General features: G+C 47.2%; 17 protein-coding genes. 10 read left to right on the forward strand and 7 right to left on the reverse strand.

Translation table 11 applies throughout. The features are described 5' to 3' along the window. Positions 1 to 2 precede the first annotated feature (2 nt). Entirely contained in the window at positions 3 to 1,964 is a 1,962-nt protein-coding gene (locus LHL18_RS04495) for a methyl-accepting chemotaxis protein (protein ID WP_226765936.1), read from the reverse strand. A gap of 185 nt (positions 1,965 to 2,149) precedes the next feature. Between LHL18_RS04495 and LHL18_RS04500 the strand changes: the two genes are divergently transcribed. Next, positions 2,150 to 2,554 carry a ribonucleotide reductase subunit alpha gene (locus LHL18_RS04500; protein WP_226765937.1) on the forward strand — a complete coding sequence of 135 codons (405 nt, stop codon included), beginning with the start codon at positions 2,150 to 2,152 and terminating at the stop codon, positions 2,552 to 2,554. A 416-nt stretch (positions 2,555 to 2,970) separates the two neighbouring features. Then, entirely contained in the window at positions 2,971 to 3,663 is a 693-nt protein-coding gene (locus LHL18_RS04505; protein ID WP_226765938.1) for a hypothetical protein, read from the forward strand. Positions 3,664 to 3,761: 98 nt separating this feature from the next. Here the strand turns inward: LHL18_RS04505 and hemN are convergent, their stop codons facing one another. Further along, complete coding sequence (gene hemN, locus LHL18_RS04510) at positions 3,762 to 5,123, reverse strand: oxygen-independent coproporphyrinogen III oxidase (protein WP_226765939.1); 1,362 nt, start codon at positions 5,121 to 5,123, stop codon at positions 3,762 to 3,764. 153 nt (positions 5,124 to 5,276) lie between these two features. Continuing rightward, positions 5,277 to 5,768, reverse strand: a complete 492-nt coding sequence (gene ubiT, locus LHL18_RS04515; RefSeq protein WP_226765940.1) for a ubiquinone anaerobic biosynthesis accessory factor UbiT — start codon at positions 5,766 to 5,768, stop codon at positions 5,277 to 5,279. A 113-nt stretch (positions 5,769 to 5,881) separates the two neighbouring features. Between ubiT and ubiU the strand changes: the two genes are divergently transcribed. The 3 genes from ubiU to mog all read left to right on the forward strand — a co-directional run bounded on the left by ubiU (position 5,882) and on the right by mog (position 8,524). Further along, a complete protein-coding gene (ubiU, locus tag LHL18_RS04520) occupies positions 5,882 to 6,874 on the forward strand; it encodes a ubiquinone anaerobic biosynthesis protein UbiU (protein ID WP_226765941.1) in 993 nt (330 codons plus the stop codon). A gap of 4 nt (positions 6,875 to 6,878) precedes the next feature. After that, entirely contained in the window at positions 6,879 to 7,751 is an 873-nt protein-coding gene (locus LHL18_RS04525; RefSeq protein WP_226765942.1) for a U32 family peptidase, read from the forward strand. Positions 7,752 to 7,987: 236 nt separating this feature from the next. Continuing rightward, a complete protein-coding gene (mog, locus tag LHL18_RS04530) occupies positions 7,988 to 8,524 on the forward strand; it encodes a molybdopterin adenylyltransferase (protein WP_226765943.1) in 537 nt (178 codons plus the stop codon). Positions 8,525 to 8,526: 2 nt separating this feature from the next. Here mog and LHL18_RS04535 read toward each other — a convergent pair whose 3' ends face one another. After that, a complete protein-coding gene (locus tag LHL18_RS04535) occupies positions 8,527 to 10,263 on the reverse strand; it encodes a protein kinase domain-containing protein (protein WP_226765944.1) in 1,737 nt (578 codons plus the stop codon). Positions 10,264 to 10,292: 29 nt separating this feature from the next. Further along, positions 10,293 to 11,789: a NarK family nitrate/nitrite MFS transporter gene (locus LHL18_RS04540; RefSeq protein ID WP_226765945.1), complete on the reverse strand. Its 1,497-nt coding sequence runs from the start codon at positions 11,787 to 11,789 to the stop codon at positions 10,293 to 10,295. A gap of 307 nt (positions 11,790 to 12,096) precedes the next feature. On the opposite strand from LHL18_RS04540, the gene LHL18_RS04545 reads away from it, so the two are divergent. From LHL18_RS04545 to LHL18_RS04555, 3 genes are all read left to right on the forward strand, one after another. Beyond that, positions 12,097 to 13,410 (forward strand): MFS transporter, encoded by a 1,314-nt coding sequence (locus LHL18_RS04545; RefSeq protein ID WP_226765946.1) that lies wholly within the window; start codon positions 12,097 to 12,099, stop codon positions 13,408 to 13,410. Continuing rightward, a complete protein-coding gene (locus LHL18_RS04550; RefSeq protein ID WP_226765947.1) occupies positions 13,410 to 14,612 on the forward strand; it encodes an NnrS family protein in 1,203 nt (400 codons plus the stop codon). Before LHL18_RS04545 ends, LHL18_RS04550 begins: the two co-directional genes overlap by 1 nt. Before the next feature lie 113 nt (positions 14,613 to 14,725). Further along, entirely contained in the window at positions 14,726 to 15,115 is a 390-nt protein-coding gene (locus tag LHL18_RS04555) for a putative zinc-binding protein (RefSeq protein ID WP_226765948.1), read from the forward strand. Here LHL18_RS04555 and moeB read toward each other — a convergent pair. Both moeB and norR read right to left on the reverse strand, forming a co-directional pair. Continuing rightward, complete coding sequence (gene moeB / locus LHL18_RS04560) at positions 15,112 to 15,906, reverse strand: molybdopterin-synthase adenylyltransferase MoeB (RefSeq protein WP_226765949.1); 795 nt, start codon at positions 15,904 to 15,906, stop codon at positions 15,112 to 15,114. The two genes, LHL18_RS04555 and moeB, sit on opposite strands and share 4 nt — an antisense overlap. Before the next feature lie 53 nt (positions 15,907 to 15,959). After that, positions 15,960 to 17,486 carry a nitric oxide reductase transcriptional regulator NorR gene (norR, locus tag LHL18_RS04565; RefSeq protein ID WP_226765950.1) on the reverse strand — a complete coding sequence of 509 codons (1,527 nt, stop codon included), beginning with the start codon at positions 17,484 to 17,486 and terminating at the stop codon, positions 15,960 to 15,962. A gap of 186 nt (positions 17,487 to 17,672) precedes the next feature. On the opposite strand from norR, the gene ytfE reads away from it, so the two are divergent. Continuing rightward, positions 17,673 to 18,389, forward strand: coding sequence for an iron-sulfur cluster repair protein YtfE (gene ytfE / locus LHL18_RS04570; protein ID WP_226765951.1), 717 nt, complete (start codon positions 17,673 to 17,675; stop codon positions 18,387 to 18,389). A gap of 387 nt (positions 18,390 to 18,776) precedes the next feature. After that, positions 18,777 to 19,028: a hypothetical protein gene (locus tag LHL18_RS04575; RefSeq protein WP_226765952.1), complete on the forward strand. Its 252-nt coding sequence runs from the start codon at positions 18,777 to 18,779 to the stop codon at positions 19,026 to 19,028. The last annotated feature ends 253 nt before the right edge of the window (positions 19,029 to 19,281 follow it).

Below are 19,281 nucleotides of genomic sequence, written 5' to 3' on the forward strand. Positions count from 1 at the left end.
GCTCAGGCCAGTTTAAAGCGCGCGACCGTCAGTTGTAACTGCTCAGCTAACCGCGCCAATTCACTGCTGGTGCTGGCAGTTTGCTCTGCACCAGCACAGGTTTGCACTGCGACATCGCTGATATTGATAATTTTTTGGTTTATCTCTTCGGTCACTGCCGCCTGCTGCTCTGCAGCAGAGGCTATCTGAGTATTTTTGTCATTAATAGTTTTAATATCCTGCAACAGCAAAGCCAGAATATCACCGGTTTCCGCCACTTTATCCCGTCCTTCCTGCGCCTGTTCCAGACTGACTACCATCGCATCAGATGCTTGCTGTGCTCCCTGCTGTAGCCCCTCAATCATTCGTTGAATATCGCCGGTAGACTGTGCCGTACGCTGCGCCAAGGTACGTACTTCGTCAGCAACGACTGCAAAACCACGGCCTTGTTCACCGGCACGAGCGGCTTCTATCGCAGCATTAAGTGCCAGCAAATTTGTTTGCTCGGCAATACCGCGAATAACATCCAGCACTGAGGTAATAGCATCACTGTCGTGCTTTACCTTATCAATCACATTAGCAGTACTTTCAACCTGCCCCGACAATCGCTGAATAAGTGCAACAGTTTGTTGCAACCGATCTTGCCCCTGTATCGCAGCGGCTTGCACACTGTCAGATAACTGCGCCGCTTGTGATGTACTGGCTGCCACATCCCGCACCGTAGCATTCATTTCATGCATGGCCGTTGCTACCATTTCGGTATCTTGTTGTTGCTGCTGCACACCTTTGCTGGTTTGCAATGTAACAGCAGATGACTGCTCTGCCGCTGTCGCGACTTGCGTTGTTGCGTCACCTATTTCAACAATAACCTGTCGCAGCTGCTGCGCCATATTGTTGGTGCTATCGGCAATGCTGCCAAATTCATCTTCGCCACTATACTGACAGCGGGCGCTCAGATCCCGTCCGGCAAGGGCAGCTATGGTATTTTCAACACTACAAACAGCATCAGCAATGCTACGTATTGTTTTAATCGCTATCACTGCAAGCACGATACCTAACAGCGCGATAACACCCAATAGCAACCAAAGTTGCCGGTTTGATTGCTGGTACAATTGCCCCGCCGCCGACGCTATATCAGCATTAAGTTCAGCTTCAAAAACCGACATTTGTGCCAAACGTTCGGAGGCTAAATCAAACCATTGACCGTCATCTACATTGAGAGGCTCGCCTTGAGTGGTGGTAAAGCCAAGCTGCTGTATACGGGATACCTCAGCAAAACTGCTATGCTGCGTTATCAGCTGCCAGGCATGTTGTTGCTGCGGGCGTAACATACGAACAAAATTCTCACTAAAAGCATGGTAGGCGCCTAAATTGTTACTAAAGCGGATAAGTAACTCTGTACTGAAGCTGCCCCGGCTAAATACCAGGCCTAAAATGGCACGTTCCCGCCCTGCCCGCTCTTTCAATTCAATAAGCTGGTTTAACGTGGCAAGCTGCCGTGCCATGTCCTGCTGTGTCAGCGTCGCTTCCAGTTGGTGATTCTGCGTTATCATCGCGGTGATTAATGCCGTATAGCGCTCAGCTGAGATGCTATTGCTCAACGTAAATTGGTCAATTTGATGGCGTAGCTCAGGCAGTTGTTGCAGTTGTTGTTGCAAAGCAACCAGCTCTGGCTGTTGCAAAGCCATAAAAGCTTGCAAGTGAAGGTCAGTTTGCATACGCAATTGGCGTAAACGATCAGCGAAACGTGCACCTGCACTGGCCAGATACACACCACTTGCGCCCCTTTCAGCCTGCAAAGTTGCAACCAGTTTATTCATCGAGACAGACGTATCAATTGCCTGCGATACATATTGCGCCGTTCGAACGTGCTGCCAGTTAAGATACAACAGATCCATAGCCAGCAAGACTGCAGCTATCGCGGGTAACAAGAGTAACAACATCAGCTTACGGCGAAGTGACAAATTGCGGATAAGGTGTTTCATGGGCATGTCTCAGGGTGAAAATAACCACCATTTTAGGTAAAAACCACCCAACCACTAAGCAAGCAAAGGTGGCTACTGCTTTGTGGGTAGATACCATCTTCATTTTGGCCAATATCTGCTATCAATCTGCTTTGATACACTAGGTTGATACGAATGAAAGAAACCTCGTTTTAAAGGTATTTCATATGAATATTGAATCTTACGCAGATCTCATCATCGCCGCTCAGCAGCAAACTGAACCGCAGCGCTTGTTATTTGTATTCGCCAAGGCAGAACTGCCAAATGGGTACACCGACACGCAAAAACAAAATTTTGAGCAAGGCAACGGTGGCGCCCTGGCGCCGGTGTTATGTGTCGATAAGTTACCGGAAGAAGTCAGCGATTTTTCCAACCTGGTGCTTGAATCCAAAAACACCGGCATTGACTGGGATATTGCTTTCGTCTCTGCCCTGGGTGGCCGCGGTGGCTTTCCGCCAAACAGCGACGAAGCTAGTCAACCACTGAAGATGATGACAGAGAAAATTCAGGGCGGCATGATTGCTGATTTTCTAACCTTTGATAAAACCGGCGAGTTAGTGGCGTTGTATTAGAACGGCCACCAACTATCACGCAATCAATCACTGAAATGTGATGCAAAACGTCCGCTTTGAGGGATTGTAAAGGTCAGCTTAGTTTAAATCTGCCCCTAATATCCAAGATCGCGGAAGCATGCAGTACCCCTACACCAGACAAGACAATGTGCTGACACTAACGGCGGATGGTGAGAAAATTAGCTGGCAGATCGTTAGCGAAGCGGAACATCGCCTGTAAATCCCTACGCCAATTGGGAAATACGTACTCTCTCGTTAAGTATCGACAATAGCGCTTTGGGTACGGATTAGTTCCCTTTCTTGTCAAATGTTCCTTATTCCACACATAAAGTGTTATTGTACTTTTTTGAGAAGATGGGCTTTCGTGCGAGCTTAAAGTAAGTCAATTTACTGATCTTTTTAAGGAAACCAAGCAATTGCTACCAGATTATAGATCTGTAGATAGACTGAATTTTTTCTGTACTGGGCTAAGCACTTTTTGCCACAATGCAAAAAATAAACTTGAGCACGTCAAAAAAGCATATTTATTGGTTGGCTCAACTTGGGAAACCGAGCTGTCTAAAATCGATAACAAAATGATTTATGCTGTTCAGAAAGCTGCAGACGAAGATGAGCAATACTATATAGGTGAAAGCTTTTCATTGGATTTCGCGAGAATTAATGAATTTGAAATAATTCATCGACATTCAATTTTGCTCACCCTTCAGAATACACTGGAACATTTCCTAGATGAGCTGTGCCAAGTCGTAGCTTATACAATGAACAGCCCAATCAAGCTTACTGATCAAAATGGTCATGGCATCCCTCGCGCACTGAAATATCTAAGTAAAATAGCAAAATTTAATTTAAAGAGTGTTCAGCAGGAACGTCAAATTGTAATGAGTACTCAACAGATTAGGAACTTAATCGTACATGCAGGTGGCAAGATACCTGAAGATAAAAAACATAAATCAGTGATATTAATAAAAAATTCTATTTACTTTAATGGCATACCAGGACACTACATAACAATCAAACCTGAGTTCATTGAATATTACATAGATATTTTAGTGAGTTTTTTTGAAAAATTGCATTTTGAAATTCAAGAGTTTATGGAAAGAGCGTCTTGAGTCGGCTGCTATAACTATCTGTTTTTTCTATGCAATTTGTTGAAATTATCTCGCAAGTAAATCGGCACAAAAAGGCAGCGTAAAGCTGCCGAATCCACCTATACCACTTTAGAGTAACGCTGCTGTCCCTGAGTTAAGTAAGCATCAAAACAGGCACAGATGCTGCGAACCCATAGCCTGCCGCTCTCAGTCACTTTAATGCGCTCAGCATATACTTCAACCAAACCATCTTCCATAAAGGGCTGTAAGCGTGCTAACGCCTCGGCGAAATATTGCCAGAAGCTGTTAATACGCCACTTTTGGTTAAACTGCTCGACATCAAGCTCGAAATGGCAGATGAGCTGGCTGATAAGCGCTGCACGCAGTTTATCGTCACTATTGAGACTAAAACCGCGCTCTACCGGTAGCTGGTTGGTATTGATAGCCTGATAATATGCCGGCAGATCTTTAGCGTTTTGCCATAACACACCGCTTACCTGGCTGATACTGGATACGCCCAGGCCAATCAGTGCGTCCTGCCCTGCGGTGGTATAACCCTGGAAGTTACGCTGCAGTTTACCGGCTTGTTGCGCTTTAGCCAGTGCATCATCGGGCCGGGCAAAATGGTCCATACCGATAAACTGATAACCCGCGGCAACAAAGCAGTTTATGGCCAGTTGCATCAGTTCCAGTTTCAACGTGGCATCCGGCAGGCTGGCGTTATCAATTTTATGCTGGGCGGCAAAGCGTTCTGGTAAGTGGGCATAGCTAAACAGTGAAATGCGATCCGGGTTCAGACGGATAATTTCATCAACCGTTTGTGCGAAGCTGGCCGGATGCTGAAATGGCAGGCCGTATATAAGATCAAGGTTAATCGACGTAAAACCCAAGGTCCGGCTTAACGCCACCTGATGACGAATAAGATCAGTATCCTGTACCCGGTTGATGGCAATTTGCACTTTTTCATCTAAATCCTGCACACCGAAGCTAACGCGGTTAAAGCCCAGCGTACGCAAATGCCGTAGCTTTTCATCACTGCAACTGCGCGGGTCAATTTCAATACTGATTTCAGCATCACTGTTAATGGTAAAGTATTTGTGCAACAGCGCCATTAGGCGGCTAAGTTGCACTTCTGTCAGGAAAGTGGGTGTACCGCCGCCCAAATGCAACTGAGTAATGCGTTTATCACTCAGCAGTGGCGCATACAGCGCCATCTCTTCTGCCAGCGCATCAAGATACGTGTCCGCTTTATGCTGATGTCGAGTGATCACTTTATTACAACCACAGTAGTAACACAGCTTATGGCAAAACGGGATATGCAGATATAAACTCAGTTCAACCGTACTTTGTTGTATTGTCTGAAAGATTTGTTTGCAGTCAAAGTCTTGGCTTAACGCCAATGCAGTAGGGTAAGACGTATACCGTGGGCCATTAATATTGTATTTACTGATGAGCTTCGGGTCCCAGCTAACTGATGTCATAATTACCTCTGTATACCCTTCGTCTTTCAAGATGCACGGTTGTTGCTGCGTTCACTCACCCCAATCACTTAGTACAGCTAAGCTCATGGGGATTCGCTCACTTGCCGCCTACGTGCATCTTAAAATCCATTGGGTATAGATCTATAGCCATTATCAAGGTGTTTGTATCATTTGTTGCTGTGACAGCCATGTCAGGCTGCGAGACAAAGCTGCGGGTAAACGCTCCGGGCCTATAGCATCAAGCAGGTTTTTGCAGTACAAGCCGAGCTCAGTATCACCTAACATGTGTAAACGGCGGCGGAAAAAAAGTGTATCCGGGTCGACCTGATTACTTATCATTGCAATAAAATCGGCAAACTCAGCTTTTAACAGTAAATCCTGCTGTGTCGGGTTAAGTTCTATCTGTAATCGGTTGCGATTAAGCCTGATACCAAATTGCAGGCCAATATCAGACACAGCAACAACCACCTGTTTATTGCCCATGAACGCCAGCTCGTTTTGCTTAAGTTCGCTATGAAAAAAGCGGTTCAGGCTGCACTCTAGCATTTTGCCCTGAACACTACCGGGCACATAACGGGTAACCCGATGCATCATTGTGGGTAGACCCGCTACCAACTTGTGATTAACTCTTTTAATATCAAACATATATGCGCCTTACGCTTCACTGTGCCTCTATAATAAAACCACAGTAAACACGCGTTGGCTATTCCCTGTCGGAGGTAGCTACGACGCCTAAACCTCAGGTCGAAAAGGTAAAAATGGAGTTGCTTTGCCCAGCTGGAAGCATGCCAGCATTGAAGGCAGCCATAGAACATGGCGCTGATGCCGTATATATCGGCTTAAAAGACGACACGAATGCCCGCCATTTTGCCGGGTTAAATTTTGACGAAGCAAAGTTAAAAGAAGCTGTGCGTTTTGTGCATTTACATGGCAAAAAGTTGCACGTTGCCATTAACACTTTCGCACATCCGGATAACTATCGCCGCTGGCAACACGCAGTAGAATTAGCAGCTAATGCCGGTGCAGATGTGCTGATCCTCGCCGATATTGCCATGCTTGCCTATGCTGCTGAACGCTTCCCGCATATAGAACGCCACCTGTCTGTACAAGCGTCGGCCACTAATGCCGCTGCGATTAATTTTTACCGTCAGTTTGGTATCAGCCGGGTAGTACTGCCCCGTGTATTATCAATACAACAGGTAAGAGCGCTGGCCAGAAGTTGCGACATTGATTTGGAAGTGTTTGCGTTCGGTAGCCTATGCATCATGGCTGAGGGTCGTTGTTACTTAAGCTCTTATATGACCGGGCAGTCGCCCAACACTGCCGGTGCTTGTTCTCCCGCAGCTTTTGTAAACTGGCAGGATAACGACGGCATACTGGAATCGCGTTTAAATGGCATTCTGATAGACCGTTTTAGCCCGGGTGAGAACGCTGGCTACCCCACCTTATGTAAAGGCCGTTTTAGTGTCGGGGCAGATACCTATCATGCTCTGGAAGAGCCAACCAGTTTAAACACGCTGGATTTATTACCGCAGTTATACGCGGAAGGTATTAGCTCGCTGAAAATTGAAGGCCGCCAGCGCAGCCCGGCATATGTGGCGCAAATTACCAAAGTATGGCGGGCCGCTATTGACGCGGTAATAGCCGCACCAGATCACTTTAGCGTACAGGCAGATTGGCAACATGTGCTTGCCAGTCTTTCTGAAGGCAGCCAGACCACACTGGGTGCTTATCACCGGCAATGGAAGTAACAGCATGAAATTTTCACTTGGCCCTGTGCAGTATTTTTGGCCCAAAGATCAGATGCTGCAATTTTACCGAGAGGTAGCAGATAGCGATTTTGATATTATTTATCTGGGTGAAACGGTATGCAGCAAACGACGGGAATTAAAATTTGATGATTATTTCGCAATAGCTAAAACCTTACACGAGGCAGGCAAACAGGTATGTTTATCATCTATGACCTTGTATGAAGCGCCCGGCGAACTACGGGAGTTACGTAAGTACATTGATAACGGTGAATTTTTAGTTGAAGCCAACGATGTTGGCGCCATCAGTATGTTGCAGGAAAAAAACCTGCCGTTCGTAGCGGGCGCGGCGATTAATTGTTACAACCAGCATACTTTGCGTCAGCTTATCAGTATGGGACTTAGCCGCTGGGTTATGCCGGTAGAACTGTCAGGTCAGTGGCTTGCAGAAATACTAAGCCAAAGCGTTATTGCTGATATACGCTGCTGTTTCAATACCGAAGTATTTGCCTTTGGCCACTTGCCGCTGGCCTGGAGCGGCCGCTGCTTCACTGCCCGCTCAGAAAATCGCAGTAAGGATCAATGTGAATTATGCTGCATTAATTATCCTGCTGGGCGCGAGGTAAAAAGCCAGGATGGCACAGATGTGTTTGTACTCAACGGTATTCAGACCCAATCAGGCTTTCGCTACAATTTGGTGAACCAACTCAATACTATGGCGGATACAGTTGATATAGTGCGGTTAAGCCCACAAGTCGAAGGTACCTTTGACTGGCTGGCGAAATTTAAGGCCAATATTAACGGGGCAGCACCGCAGCAACTTAGTGTAACTGACAGTAATGGTTACTGGCTAAATTTAGCCGGAATGGCGACTGGTTAGTCAGTGACGGAACAAATGGGGCTGACGAAAAACTTAACTGAGAATCGACTTACCCTAAGCTAACCGTTGCAGGCCAGGATGCTGACAAATTCGTCAGGAACGAATTTGAACAGCTGAGCTGGTCCGTAGGATAAACTTCATGGATGAAGTTTATAATCGAGCCCCCAGGGATGGGTTTACGGCGTGTTGGCGTGGGTAAGTCGGTTCGATTGATGCAACAAGACGCAGGATTTCGAATGACTACACAAAAGGCCAAAATTGGCATTGTTACAGTAAGCGACCGCGCCAGTGCCGGTATTTATGAAGATATCTCTGGTAACGCTATTATCGATACGCTAAAAGATTATTTAACCAGCGACTGGCAGGCCGAATACCGCTTGATCCCTGATGAACAACCACTAATAGAACAGACACTACGTGAGCTGGCGGACGAAACCGGCTGCTGCTTAATTGTCACCACAGGCGGCACAGGCCCGGCAAAGCGTGATGTAACACCTGAAGCGACCGAAGCAGTATGTGACAGAATGATGCCTGGTTTTGGCGAGCTGATGCGCGCTGAGTCACTAAAATACGTGCCAACCGCCATCTTGTCCCGCCAGACAGCGGGGTTACGTGGAAGCAGCTTAATTATCAACCTGCCAGGTAAACCCAAAGCCATTCGTCAGTGCCTCGATGCCGTGTTCCCGGCAGTGCCTTATTGTATCGATTTGATGAACGGGCCTTATCTTGAGTGCAATGAAGCAGTGATTAAAGCATTTCGGCCGAAAAGCTGACATTAGCGCCGAAGCAAAAACAGCCATACCACCAGCAACAAGGTAATAAACCAAAAGCTGGATAACAATTGCCAGAACAGCAACGGGTTGGTTTTGTGCTCCTGCTTGACTTCTTCGTGCAAAAATGCCGGATTGGGTTGCTGTAAGTCAGTCAGTAATTGGCTGATACTATGATAGCGTTGCGATAAATCCAGGCTGACACCTTTTTGCAGTGCCCGATCAAACCAGGTAGGGATCACAGCATTAAACTGACTTGCATTGTGATATCGCAGTTTATCGTAGTCCGAAGCTGTGCGGCACTCTTCGACTGCGTTGCCATAAGGTAAATGACCGCCGCTGAAGAGTTCATAAGCTATAGTGGCCAGTGCATAAATATCGCCCTGTACGCCAGAATTGTGTCCTAGCAAGTAATGCGGATCTGAATAAGCTGCGGTTCCCAACGCAGCCTCATGTTGCAAAGGGCTGTATATTTCAGCCAGTCCGGCAATAAATACCGAACCAAAATCAACAATTTTTAATCTGCCATCTGACAGATACATGATGTTGCCTGGCTTTAAATCCTGATGTATCGCGCCCATGCGGTGAAAGGCGGTAAGCCCCCCGGCAATCTGTTTTACTAACTGTATCGCTACCGCTGGTTTTAATGGCTTAGGTTGTTGTTCAAACCAGCTTTCCAAACTTTGCCCCGGTAAATATTCCATTAAATAGTACAAGAAGCTGCGCGGCCTTGTTTGTCGGATCACGCTGACAACATATTCTGATGAAATTCGAAGCCCAATCCATTCTTCACGGACAAATCGATCAATATAGGCCGTATCGTCCTCATAATTTAACGAAGGACACTTAAGCACAAACTGAATTAGGCTTTCTTCGTCTTCAACCAGATATAAATGGCTGCGGCTGCTGGCAAACAACTCTTTGATGACTTTATAGCCATCTAATTTCATACCTACCGATAATGCCGGTGGAAAAGGTAAACGATTCAGATGCTCGCTCAAATCTTCCAGACTTTGCGTTGCCACCGCACTGACCTCTACCAGAATGAGGCTGACATTGTCGTCAGCGCCGTTGGCTAAAGCCTGTGTTTTCAGTTGCTGAGCGGTAGCTGCCAAATCTGAGGCCTTAGTAACCACAGCTTGTAGTATGTCAGGCCTGATAAAATCGGAAATACCATCTGAACAGAGCAAAAATCTGTCGCCAGCTTCTATCTTCACGCTGCCTGTTTGCAGTTCGATTTTCGCGTCCATGCCCAGCGCCCGGGCCAAAAACTGACGCTGTCCGGATAAAGTAGTTGTATGATCGACACTCAACTGACTAAGAACACCTGCACGCCAGTGATATAAACGACTATCACCGACATGAAAAAAGTACGCGGTTTGCGACTTTAACACCAGAGCAGTAAAAGTAGTCAGATAGCCTTTTTGCTCATAGGTAAACTGGTGACTCAATGCATACAACTCGTTGTTTATGGTTGCTAACAACTGCTGCGCACTATAAGAGACAGACCAGCTATCCGGCGTTTGATAGTACTCTTTACAAAACCGTTGTACAGCCGTAACACTGGCCTGCTGTCCTGCTTCTGCAGTGCTAACACCATCGGCCAGAGCAAAACAAGCACCTTTAAAAGTTAACAGGTGAGCATCGCCCGGCACTTCCATTGCGATAGCATCTTCATTCGCCAGTTTAATGCCGGCATCAGTCACACCACCGTACTGAAGCTGCAATTGTGCTGCACTCACCTGTATATCCTTACGTATTGCCTGCATCACTAACCGACATTAATGCGATGCACTGTACCGTCTTCACCGACCTCAACAATATGGCCTTTCGGGTCTTGCAGAAACATTACTGCAACAAGGCCTATTAATGCTGAAGCAGAAATTACGTAGAAGAACATGCTGTAACTGACATAACTTAGCACCGTCAAGTACACTACAGCGCCAACATTACCATAGGCTCCCGCCATACCGGCAATTTGCCCTGTCATACTGCGTTTAATCAACGGCACTATGGCAAATACAGCACCTTCACCGGCCTGAACAAAGAAACTACATGCCATGGTGGCCAACACGGCAAGCGGGATCCACCAGTGGCTGTCCATCATGCCCATTAAAAAGTAACCTGCAGCCAAACCACCAATTAAGATAAGCATGCTTTTGCGCCGGCCAAATTTATCAGAGAACCAACCACCCATAGGCCTTGATACCAGATTCATAAAGGCAAAACCTGATGCCAGCAACCCCGCTTGTACTGCGCTTAAACCCTGGAACGTTTCCAAAAAGTACAATGGCAACATAGATACCACAGCCAGTTCAGAACCAAAGGTGGCGAAGTAGGCGATATTTAATATGCCCACCTGCTTAAAGCTGTATTTATCTGTCTCTGGTACCCCTGCACGCAGATGCTCAACGTTAATCCGCCAGGTTTGCTGTGTTTGCACGACAAAAAGAACTATCAAGCCTGCCCACAGTGCATACATCATATCTACCGAATATAAGTTCACACCCGCCGGTGACAAGCGCCAGGCCAGCATTGCCAATGCCAGATACATAGGGATATTCATCGCGATTAAGCCGTACAACGCTCCCCAACTGGTTACCAACATGGCGCCGGTTTTTTTAGGTTTAAAGTACACAGAGCCCTTGGGCGTATTGCGGGCAAATTTATAAAATACCAAGGCATACACGGCGCTGATTACACCCACTGAAGCTATGGCGTAGCGCCAGCCATCTTCACCACCAAATGCTAATGCCAAAGCTGGCAAAGTCATCGCTGCGGCTGCCGAGCCAAAATTACCCCAGCCACCGTAAATGCCCTCCGCAGTGCCAACCTGATGATGTGGAAACCATTCTCCCACCAGTCGAATGCCAACCACAAAGCCGGCGCCGACAAAGCCCAGTAGAAAACGGAACAGTGCCAGTGCTGAGTAGGTATCAGCGAAAGCAAAGCCGATACACAACAGTGCAGAGATAAACAGTAACAAAGAGTACATGATGCGCGGACCATAGCGGTCAACCAGCATGCCAACCACTATGCGTGCCGGTATCGTGATAGCGACGTTTAAAATAAGCAGTGCTTTGATCTGGGTGTCGCTCAGTGCCAATGCCTGTTTTATATGAATTAGCAGCGGTGCGTGCGCAAACCACATTACAAAGGTCAGAAAAAATGCAAACCAGGTCAGATGCAGCATTTTTATCTTTTGATCAGCCAAATTTAGCAGGTTTAACCTACTGCCACCGTGTTGTGCTAAAGCAGGGCCAGCCATAACATCCTCCAAAGGATCAACATTAAATTGCTGCAAGTGTAAACAGACCAATAGGCAAAATCATTGATGTAAGACAATGCAAAAATCTATTTTTAAGCAATAAAAACAACGTGATACCTAATAGTAGGTAGTCGCAATATTGCCCCAAATGCCCAACACTTCAGAGCGTCATACCTACTTCGGTGTAATAGCAATTCGATTCTTCGGTGTTTTAACGCTTTTGAGGTACACCTTCGTTGTCGCATTTTTACGCTTGCATTAGCGCTACACTGCTAATTGAAAAAGAATTCTGTTAAATGGGGTATTGATGACAGTCCCAACCTCACTGACGCAAGCCACCTATAACGGGGCAAACCGGGCATTACTACTGGCAACGCTGGCGTTCTCTGCTTGTTTTTCTGTCTGGACACTCTATGCCGTAATGGGGATAACATTACGCCAACAACTGGCATTAAGTGCTACTGAATACGGTATTTTGCTCGCAGCACCAATTCTTACCGGCGCCATATTCAGGCTCCCCATGGGTATGCTGGCAGACAGTTTCAGCGCCAGAAAGCTATGGCTATTGCAGATGCTGGCGGTGATCCCAGCACTCTTGCTGCTACCATTTGCCGACAGCTTTAGCAGCTATTTGTTGCTTGGCTTTTGGTTTGGTATCAGCGGAGTTTCGTTTAGTTTGGGTGTGCGTTATGTAAGCCAGTGGTTTGCCTCGAGCCGTCAGGGGCGCGCTCTTGGATTGTTTGGCATAGGCAACGCGGGGGTCGCCATTACCTTTGTTTTGGTGCCGTTTGCGATTGAATACGCGGGCTGGCAATGGGTTGGCCCGATATATGGCGCAGGTATGCTGGTGATCAGTCTGCTTTTCGCATTATTGGCGCCTGCTGAACCTATATTGCAAGAGTCGTGGATCAATAAAAAAAAGCTGAAACAGCTATACAAAGATGCCCGTATCTGGCGCTTTTCACTGTATTACTATTTTGTCTTTGGTAGCTTTTTAGCTCTGTTACTGTGGTTACCGCAATACTACATGCAGGCTTACAGTATGAACGAGCAGCAGGCTATGGCGTTTACGCTGTTTTTTGCGGCTACGTCTTCTATGGTTCGGGCACTGGGAGGTTGGTTTGCTGACCGTTATGGTGGCCGAGCGGTCAATTGGAGTGTGTTTTGGGTGTGTATAGTGTGTTTGTTTTTTCTAAGCTATCCCCCAACGACATTAGTGATCCACGGTTTGGAAAAAGATGTGCACCTTGAAATCAGTATCAATGTCTGGTGGTTTACCTTGCTCATTTTCATTATCGGTGTAGCACAAGGTTTTGGCCGTGCAAGTGTATACAAGGTAATCCACGACTACTACCCAAATCATATGGGCAGTGTCGGCGGTTTTGTCGCCGCTATAGGAGCGCTCGGTGGCTGTACACTACCAATATTGTTCGGAGTCGCTCAGGATGTACTGGGCATAGTTACCGGTTGTTTTATGATTTTATACGGTGTTTTGGCGATGTGTATGATTACGATGTTTTTTGCCAATCAGGCTGCGCAGTACCAGCAAAAGCTCGCTGCAGCACGTTCAGACAACTTCTTGCTTGATGATAGAGACGCTTTAAACTGCGAGGATAAATAATGCAAATTACCGATCTGGCAACAGAACAAAAGCTGCTACCACTTTTACGCCAGGCTTTTCGTCCTATGTTCTTATTTGGTGCCATATTCAGCACTGTCGCCATGTTACTGTGGGGACTGGCGCTGGCAGGCCAGATAAAACTCACGCCCTTCGCCAATGTGCTTTTTTGGCACAGCCATGAAATGTTATTTGGTTTTGTCAGTGCTATCGTTATCGGCTTTTTGCTCACGGCAGTACAAAACTGGACCGGGCTTAGGGCACCACATGGAAACAGCCTGCTTTTTATCAGTCTACTGTGGCTGAGTGCGCGACTGCTGCTGTTGTTCGGCCAGGACTTACCACTGTACCTGGTCGCCAGCGTCGATCTCAGTTTTCTCCCCGTATGCGCGTATTTACTGGCCCGACCTCTAATACAGGTTGGGCAACAACGTAATTTGTTCTTTGTGCCGGTATTGTTATTACTTACTACATGTAACGCGTTGATGTACATTGGCGTTTATACAGAACGCTACGATTTCGTGCAGTTAGGCAGCCAGAATGCGGTCTGGCTTATCACCTTGCTGATGGCGATAGTCGGCGGCAGAGTACTGCCAATGTTTACTGCCAACGGCACCCAAACCAAAAAGGTCGAACCCATCCTGTGGCTGGATCGCCTGGCTCTTGCTTCACTGTGGCTGATTTTTGTTGTTCACTTTTTTGCGTTAAACCGGTATTTACCGACTGCAACACTCAGTGCCCTGTTTGCGGTTAGTGCAATATTAACCTCCTGGCGTTGTCTGCGCTGGAAAATCTGGATCACCTTTAAAGTGCCGCTACTGTGGTCACTGCATTTAGCGTACTGGTGCATACCGCTGGGTCTTGCATTATACAGCGCCCGTTATGCCGGTTTTAATATCAGTAACAGCATAGCGCTGCATGCGTTAACTGCCGGTGCTATGGGTAATATGATTTTAAGCATGATGGCAAGAGTTTCCCTGGGACATAGCGGGCGAATGCTCAAACCTCATGCCGTAATGTCTTTGGCATTCTTGTTGGTATTGGCAGCTGCAGTTAGCCGCACTGCACTGATCTGGCTGTTTCCATCACACACCATGCAGTGGTTATGGCTTGGCGTTGGTGGTTGGATACTGGCTTACCTGCTGTATGTGTTGGTGTATTTTCCGGTGTTAACCACTCCACGGGCCGATGGCCGACCGGGTTAACACCGCTGTTACCTCTGAATAGGTAACCGTACAGCGGCTTTGATATACATCAATAATGCAACCGGCACGGCACCTACACTAAGACCATGTTCACCACATAACGGGGTCTTAGTATGGATGATGATTACGCAGATAAACCATTGGTATATGCCTGTTCAGGTTGCTCTAATGTCGCGCAGTTAGCAAACGATTTGGCGGTAGTGCTCGACCGCGAAGGATCAGCACAAATGTCCTGTATTGCCGGCGTTGGCGGTAAAGTAAAACAATTGGTCAAAATAGCGCAATCTGGTCGCCCTATCATTGCAGTAGATGGCTGCCCGCTTAACTGTGTAAAGCAAACCCTTGCCACAGTAGATGTAGTACCTACCTGGCATATAGAGTTAACGTCTCTGGGTTATAAGAAACGTGACCACGAAAACTGCGGATTAGGTGATGCCTATCAACTTCTGCATATGGTGCATAGCGATATACTGCCGCAGGCAGCAAAATCACGCACGGATTAGCGGCATTCCAATTGGTCATACCCAGCCTGGCCGCATACAGTGCACTTTGGATCCTTGCCCAGTCTAAACTGCTGCCACTGCCCGCTTAACGCGTCGAACAGCTGTAACTTGCCATATAGAGGCGTTCCCACGCCTGCGAGAATCTTTACTGCTTCTAATGCCTGCATTGTGCCAACGATACCTACTACAGGGCTCAAAATACCTGCTTCCATACAGCTAAGCTGCTGTTCACCGAATAACTGGCTTAAACAGTGATAACACGCCTCATCGCCCTGCATACTGAAGCTGGCCACCTGCCCTTCAAGGCGAATAGCGGCACCCGACACAAGCGGCACTTTAGCGTTAACACAGGCAACGTTTATGGCATTGCGGGTGCTTAGGTTATCTGTACAATCAAGCACTAGTGAATACTGTGGCACCAACTTCGTTAATTCGTCTACAGTTAAACGCTGCTGCAAGGTATTTATTGCAATCTCAGAATTTAGCTGACGTAAGCTTGCTGCAGCCTGCGCTGATTTACTTTGGCCAATATCGGCTTCGCGATACAGTATTTGCCGCTGTAAATTACTACTATCGACGGTATCATCATCTACCAGGGTAATAGTGCCAACGCCACTGGCCACAAGGTAAGGTGCTGCCGCGCAACCGAGCCCGCCCATACCAATCACCAGCACCTTGCTTGCAAGCAGCGCCTCCTGCCCTCGAAAATCCATCGCCGGTAACATTAGTTGGCGGCTATAGCGCAAAGCCTGTGCGGTACTGAGCATTTGTGCTTTTTCAGCTGCAGTCATATCTTTTATCCTTTATCGCAGCGAGTTGTTCTTTAACGCTGCACAATTTGACACTATTTTAATCCCAGTCGCTGGGCTAGCTTGTGTAAGTTGCTCGGATCAACCTCCAACTGGCGGGCTGCCAGCGACCAACTGCCATCATGTTGCGCCAGCGCTTGCTGTATCATCTGCCGCTGTAATTGGTTTACTGCAGGTTTAAGCGCAATACCATTGAACGCAGAGGTATCGTTCTGCTCGTTGTGTAGCAGCGTTGCCGGTACCGAATCAATATCCAACAGTATAGCTTCGAGCGTAACAATATCGGCACGACTGGCTCCCTGGCTAAGTGCTTTAATGGCTGCCCGGCTTATTACATGCTCTAACTCCCGGACATTACCCGGCCAGCTATAGCTCATCAATGCCAGCTCTGCATCCATAGACAACCGCAGCGCTCTGAGCCCCAGGCGGCTGCGGTTCAATTCAAGAAAATGCCCCGCTAACAAGGGTATATCTTCTGGCCGCTCACGCAGTGGTGGAATAGGTAAAGGGTAAACAGACAACCGGTGATACAAATCGGCTCTAAATTCGCCGTCTTTAACCTGCTGCTTTAAATCTCGGTTTGTCGCAGCAACCAAGCGTACGTTTACCTGTCGTGTTTTATCTGAGCCAAGCCGCTGTATTTCACCGTTTTGCAGCACCCGTAGCAGCTTTGCCTGCACAGCCTGAGGCAATTCACCGACTTCATCGAGAAATAAAGTGCCGTTATCCGCTGCCTCAAATCGTCCTGCCCGTTCAGAATGAGCTCCTGAGAAAGCCCCTTTGCAATGCCCAAACAACTCACTTTCCGCCAGGCTTTCCGGCAGCGCTGCACAATTGATATATATCATGGCTTGTTTCGCCCGATTTGAATTACGATGCAAATGCCGTGCAAAAAGCTCTTTCCCAACACCCGTTTCTCCAAGCAGCAAAACCGGCAAATCAGAGGTGGCCACTACACTAAGCTCTTGCAAGATTCGCGTAATTGCAGGACTTTGCCCGATTAATTCATACCCTTGCTTCACCCGAGGCTCAAATGATTGCTCATCGGTCTGGTGGTTCAACCTTAGCGCGCGGTTTGCTTGCTCTAACTCTGTCATGCGCACTGCCGCTTCAACCAGCAAACTGTAACGTTGCAGTTCATACACTGCTGCAGGTGAAAAACTTCCAGCTTCCAGTGCATCCAGCGTTAGCACTCCCCAGCATCGTCCCTCGACATACAGAGCTATACCCATACAATCATGCACCGGCAGAGCGGTTCCGGGTTGCTCGGCAAGCAAGCCATCGTAGGGATCAGGTAATTCAGATTCAGGCTCAAAGCGAACCGGGTTTCTGCTAGCCAAAATTGCCGCAAGCCTAGGGTGCTGCGCTACAACAAAACGTCGCCCCTGTGCATCACGAACAAGCCCATGTAATGCTACCGGCTTTAATACATCGTGCTCGAGTCGCAGTAAACCAACCGCACCGCAGCTGAAATGGCTGCGTAGCGTACTGACCAAACGCTGCAATCGCACAGCTGCAGGCAGTTCGGTAACTAAATCGGCAATTAAGCTTTCTTGTAGCATGGTACTTTTTACCCCTAGGTGCTTTTTACCCTTCGCTGGCCGGGTGAAATGTACCATACAGCAAAATAAAGCTATATAAATCAAAGGTGGTAGTTTTGGCCTGGCTCTTGCTCTTTGTTGCTGGAGATTAAGTGATTAAGCACATCACGGGTGTGCTAACAGAAACTATTAAGTCAGGAGTGTTTTATGAATTCGGTAGCCGTCTTACCTTTACTAGAGCAATCGCTTGGACAATTGGCAACCAGTATTGCCGGCGCCACGGCAATATTCCATCAATATAAACTGGATTTCTGCTGCGGTGGTAAACAAAGCCTTGCCGACGCTTTGGCCAAAAAGCAGCTTGACCCAGCCGCAGTGCTTAGCGAGCTTCAGCATCTGCAACAGCAGGATAATAGTTTTACCGATTGGCGTGCCAAACCGGTCAAAGAGCTGATTGCCTATATACTGGAGCGCTTCCATGAACGTCATCGACGCCAGTTACCCGAGTTAATTCGCCTGGCACGTAGAGTAGAACATGTTCACGCCGGCGACCCGCAATGTCCAACAGGGCTTACTGATCATCTTGATGACATGTACCAGGAATTAGAAAGCCATATGATGAAAGAGGAGCAGATCCTGTTTCCGATGTTAGCCGGCGGCATTTATCCATCAGGGCCAATCAGCGTGATGGAAGAAGAGCACCTGCAACATGGCGATGCGCTTGAAGTACTAGACAAGCTTACCAACAATATCACGCTACCAGCAGATGCCTGCAATACATGGACAGCGTTGTACCTTGGATTAAAGGAGTTAAAAGAAGACTTAATGCAGCACATACTGTTGGAGAATGAAATATTGTTTGTGCAGCCAAAAGCAATAGCAAAAGACGATGACCGCCAAATGTGCTGTGGCAGTTGCCAATAGTTGACAATTATTCGTTAATTTCAAACCGTACTGCATTTATCAGGTAGCGTCCGCAATTATGGTCGCTACCATCCGTTGATATAAACTATGTCCAAGACGCTGTAAATAGCAGTTCATATTGAGATTTCAGCACTACCACGTACATTCTGGACTCCCTCTAAGCTTAACGAATTTAATAAATGTCCAGCAGATTGGAGAAAGCCCATTGGATTTGGTCAAATTTGTTGAGCGCTCTGAAACGCAACGAATTTAAATGAAATAAGGTCCCATGCATTTTCAATAAAACATGTCGCCAAAAAATATAACTATAATTCTGCTTGCGCGATTAATACTCTTCAAATACGGTCGACAACCTAAGCTCAGGCAATGCAATAAGAAGCCATCGCCATGAGCCAAGACACAACGCTAAACGTGACTGAACAGCAAACCAATGAATTGCGTTACCTGTACAAGGTTATGCAGGCTATTAAGATTTTAGGGGAGCAGCCCAGCCTGAATGTGGTGGCTTACGGCAAATTATGGCGCTACGGCGACTTACTTAAAACAGCCGTGCGCTATGCCGAGCTTGCAGAATTACATGGCAATGACACCAGCGCTTTTAAGCACTGGTTCATTAGAGACGTCATGATGTTTCAGTAGTATGGTATCGAGCTGAGAGTTAGCTAATATTTAGTACGCTTTCGCGCCAATTTATTGGCAATTTTTATCAGCGCACATGAAAACGGTGGTTTTAGGTGCGTAGGGCCCCACCAGAAAATATGTCTGCGAAATTTAGCGTCTATTTTCGCCAAAATAGCACCCTAAATTCTGCTGCAAAAAACGAAAAAATCTGTCCGACTGATTCGCGTTATCGATTGACCATTCGACTGCTTTATCACTATATTAGGCATGC

Source organism: Rheinheimera aquimaris (genome assembly GCF_020531985.1).
GTDB classification, from domain to species: Bacteria; Pseudomonadota; Gammaproteobacteria; order Enterobacterales; family Alteromonadaceae; genus Alishewanella; species Alishewanella aquimaris.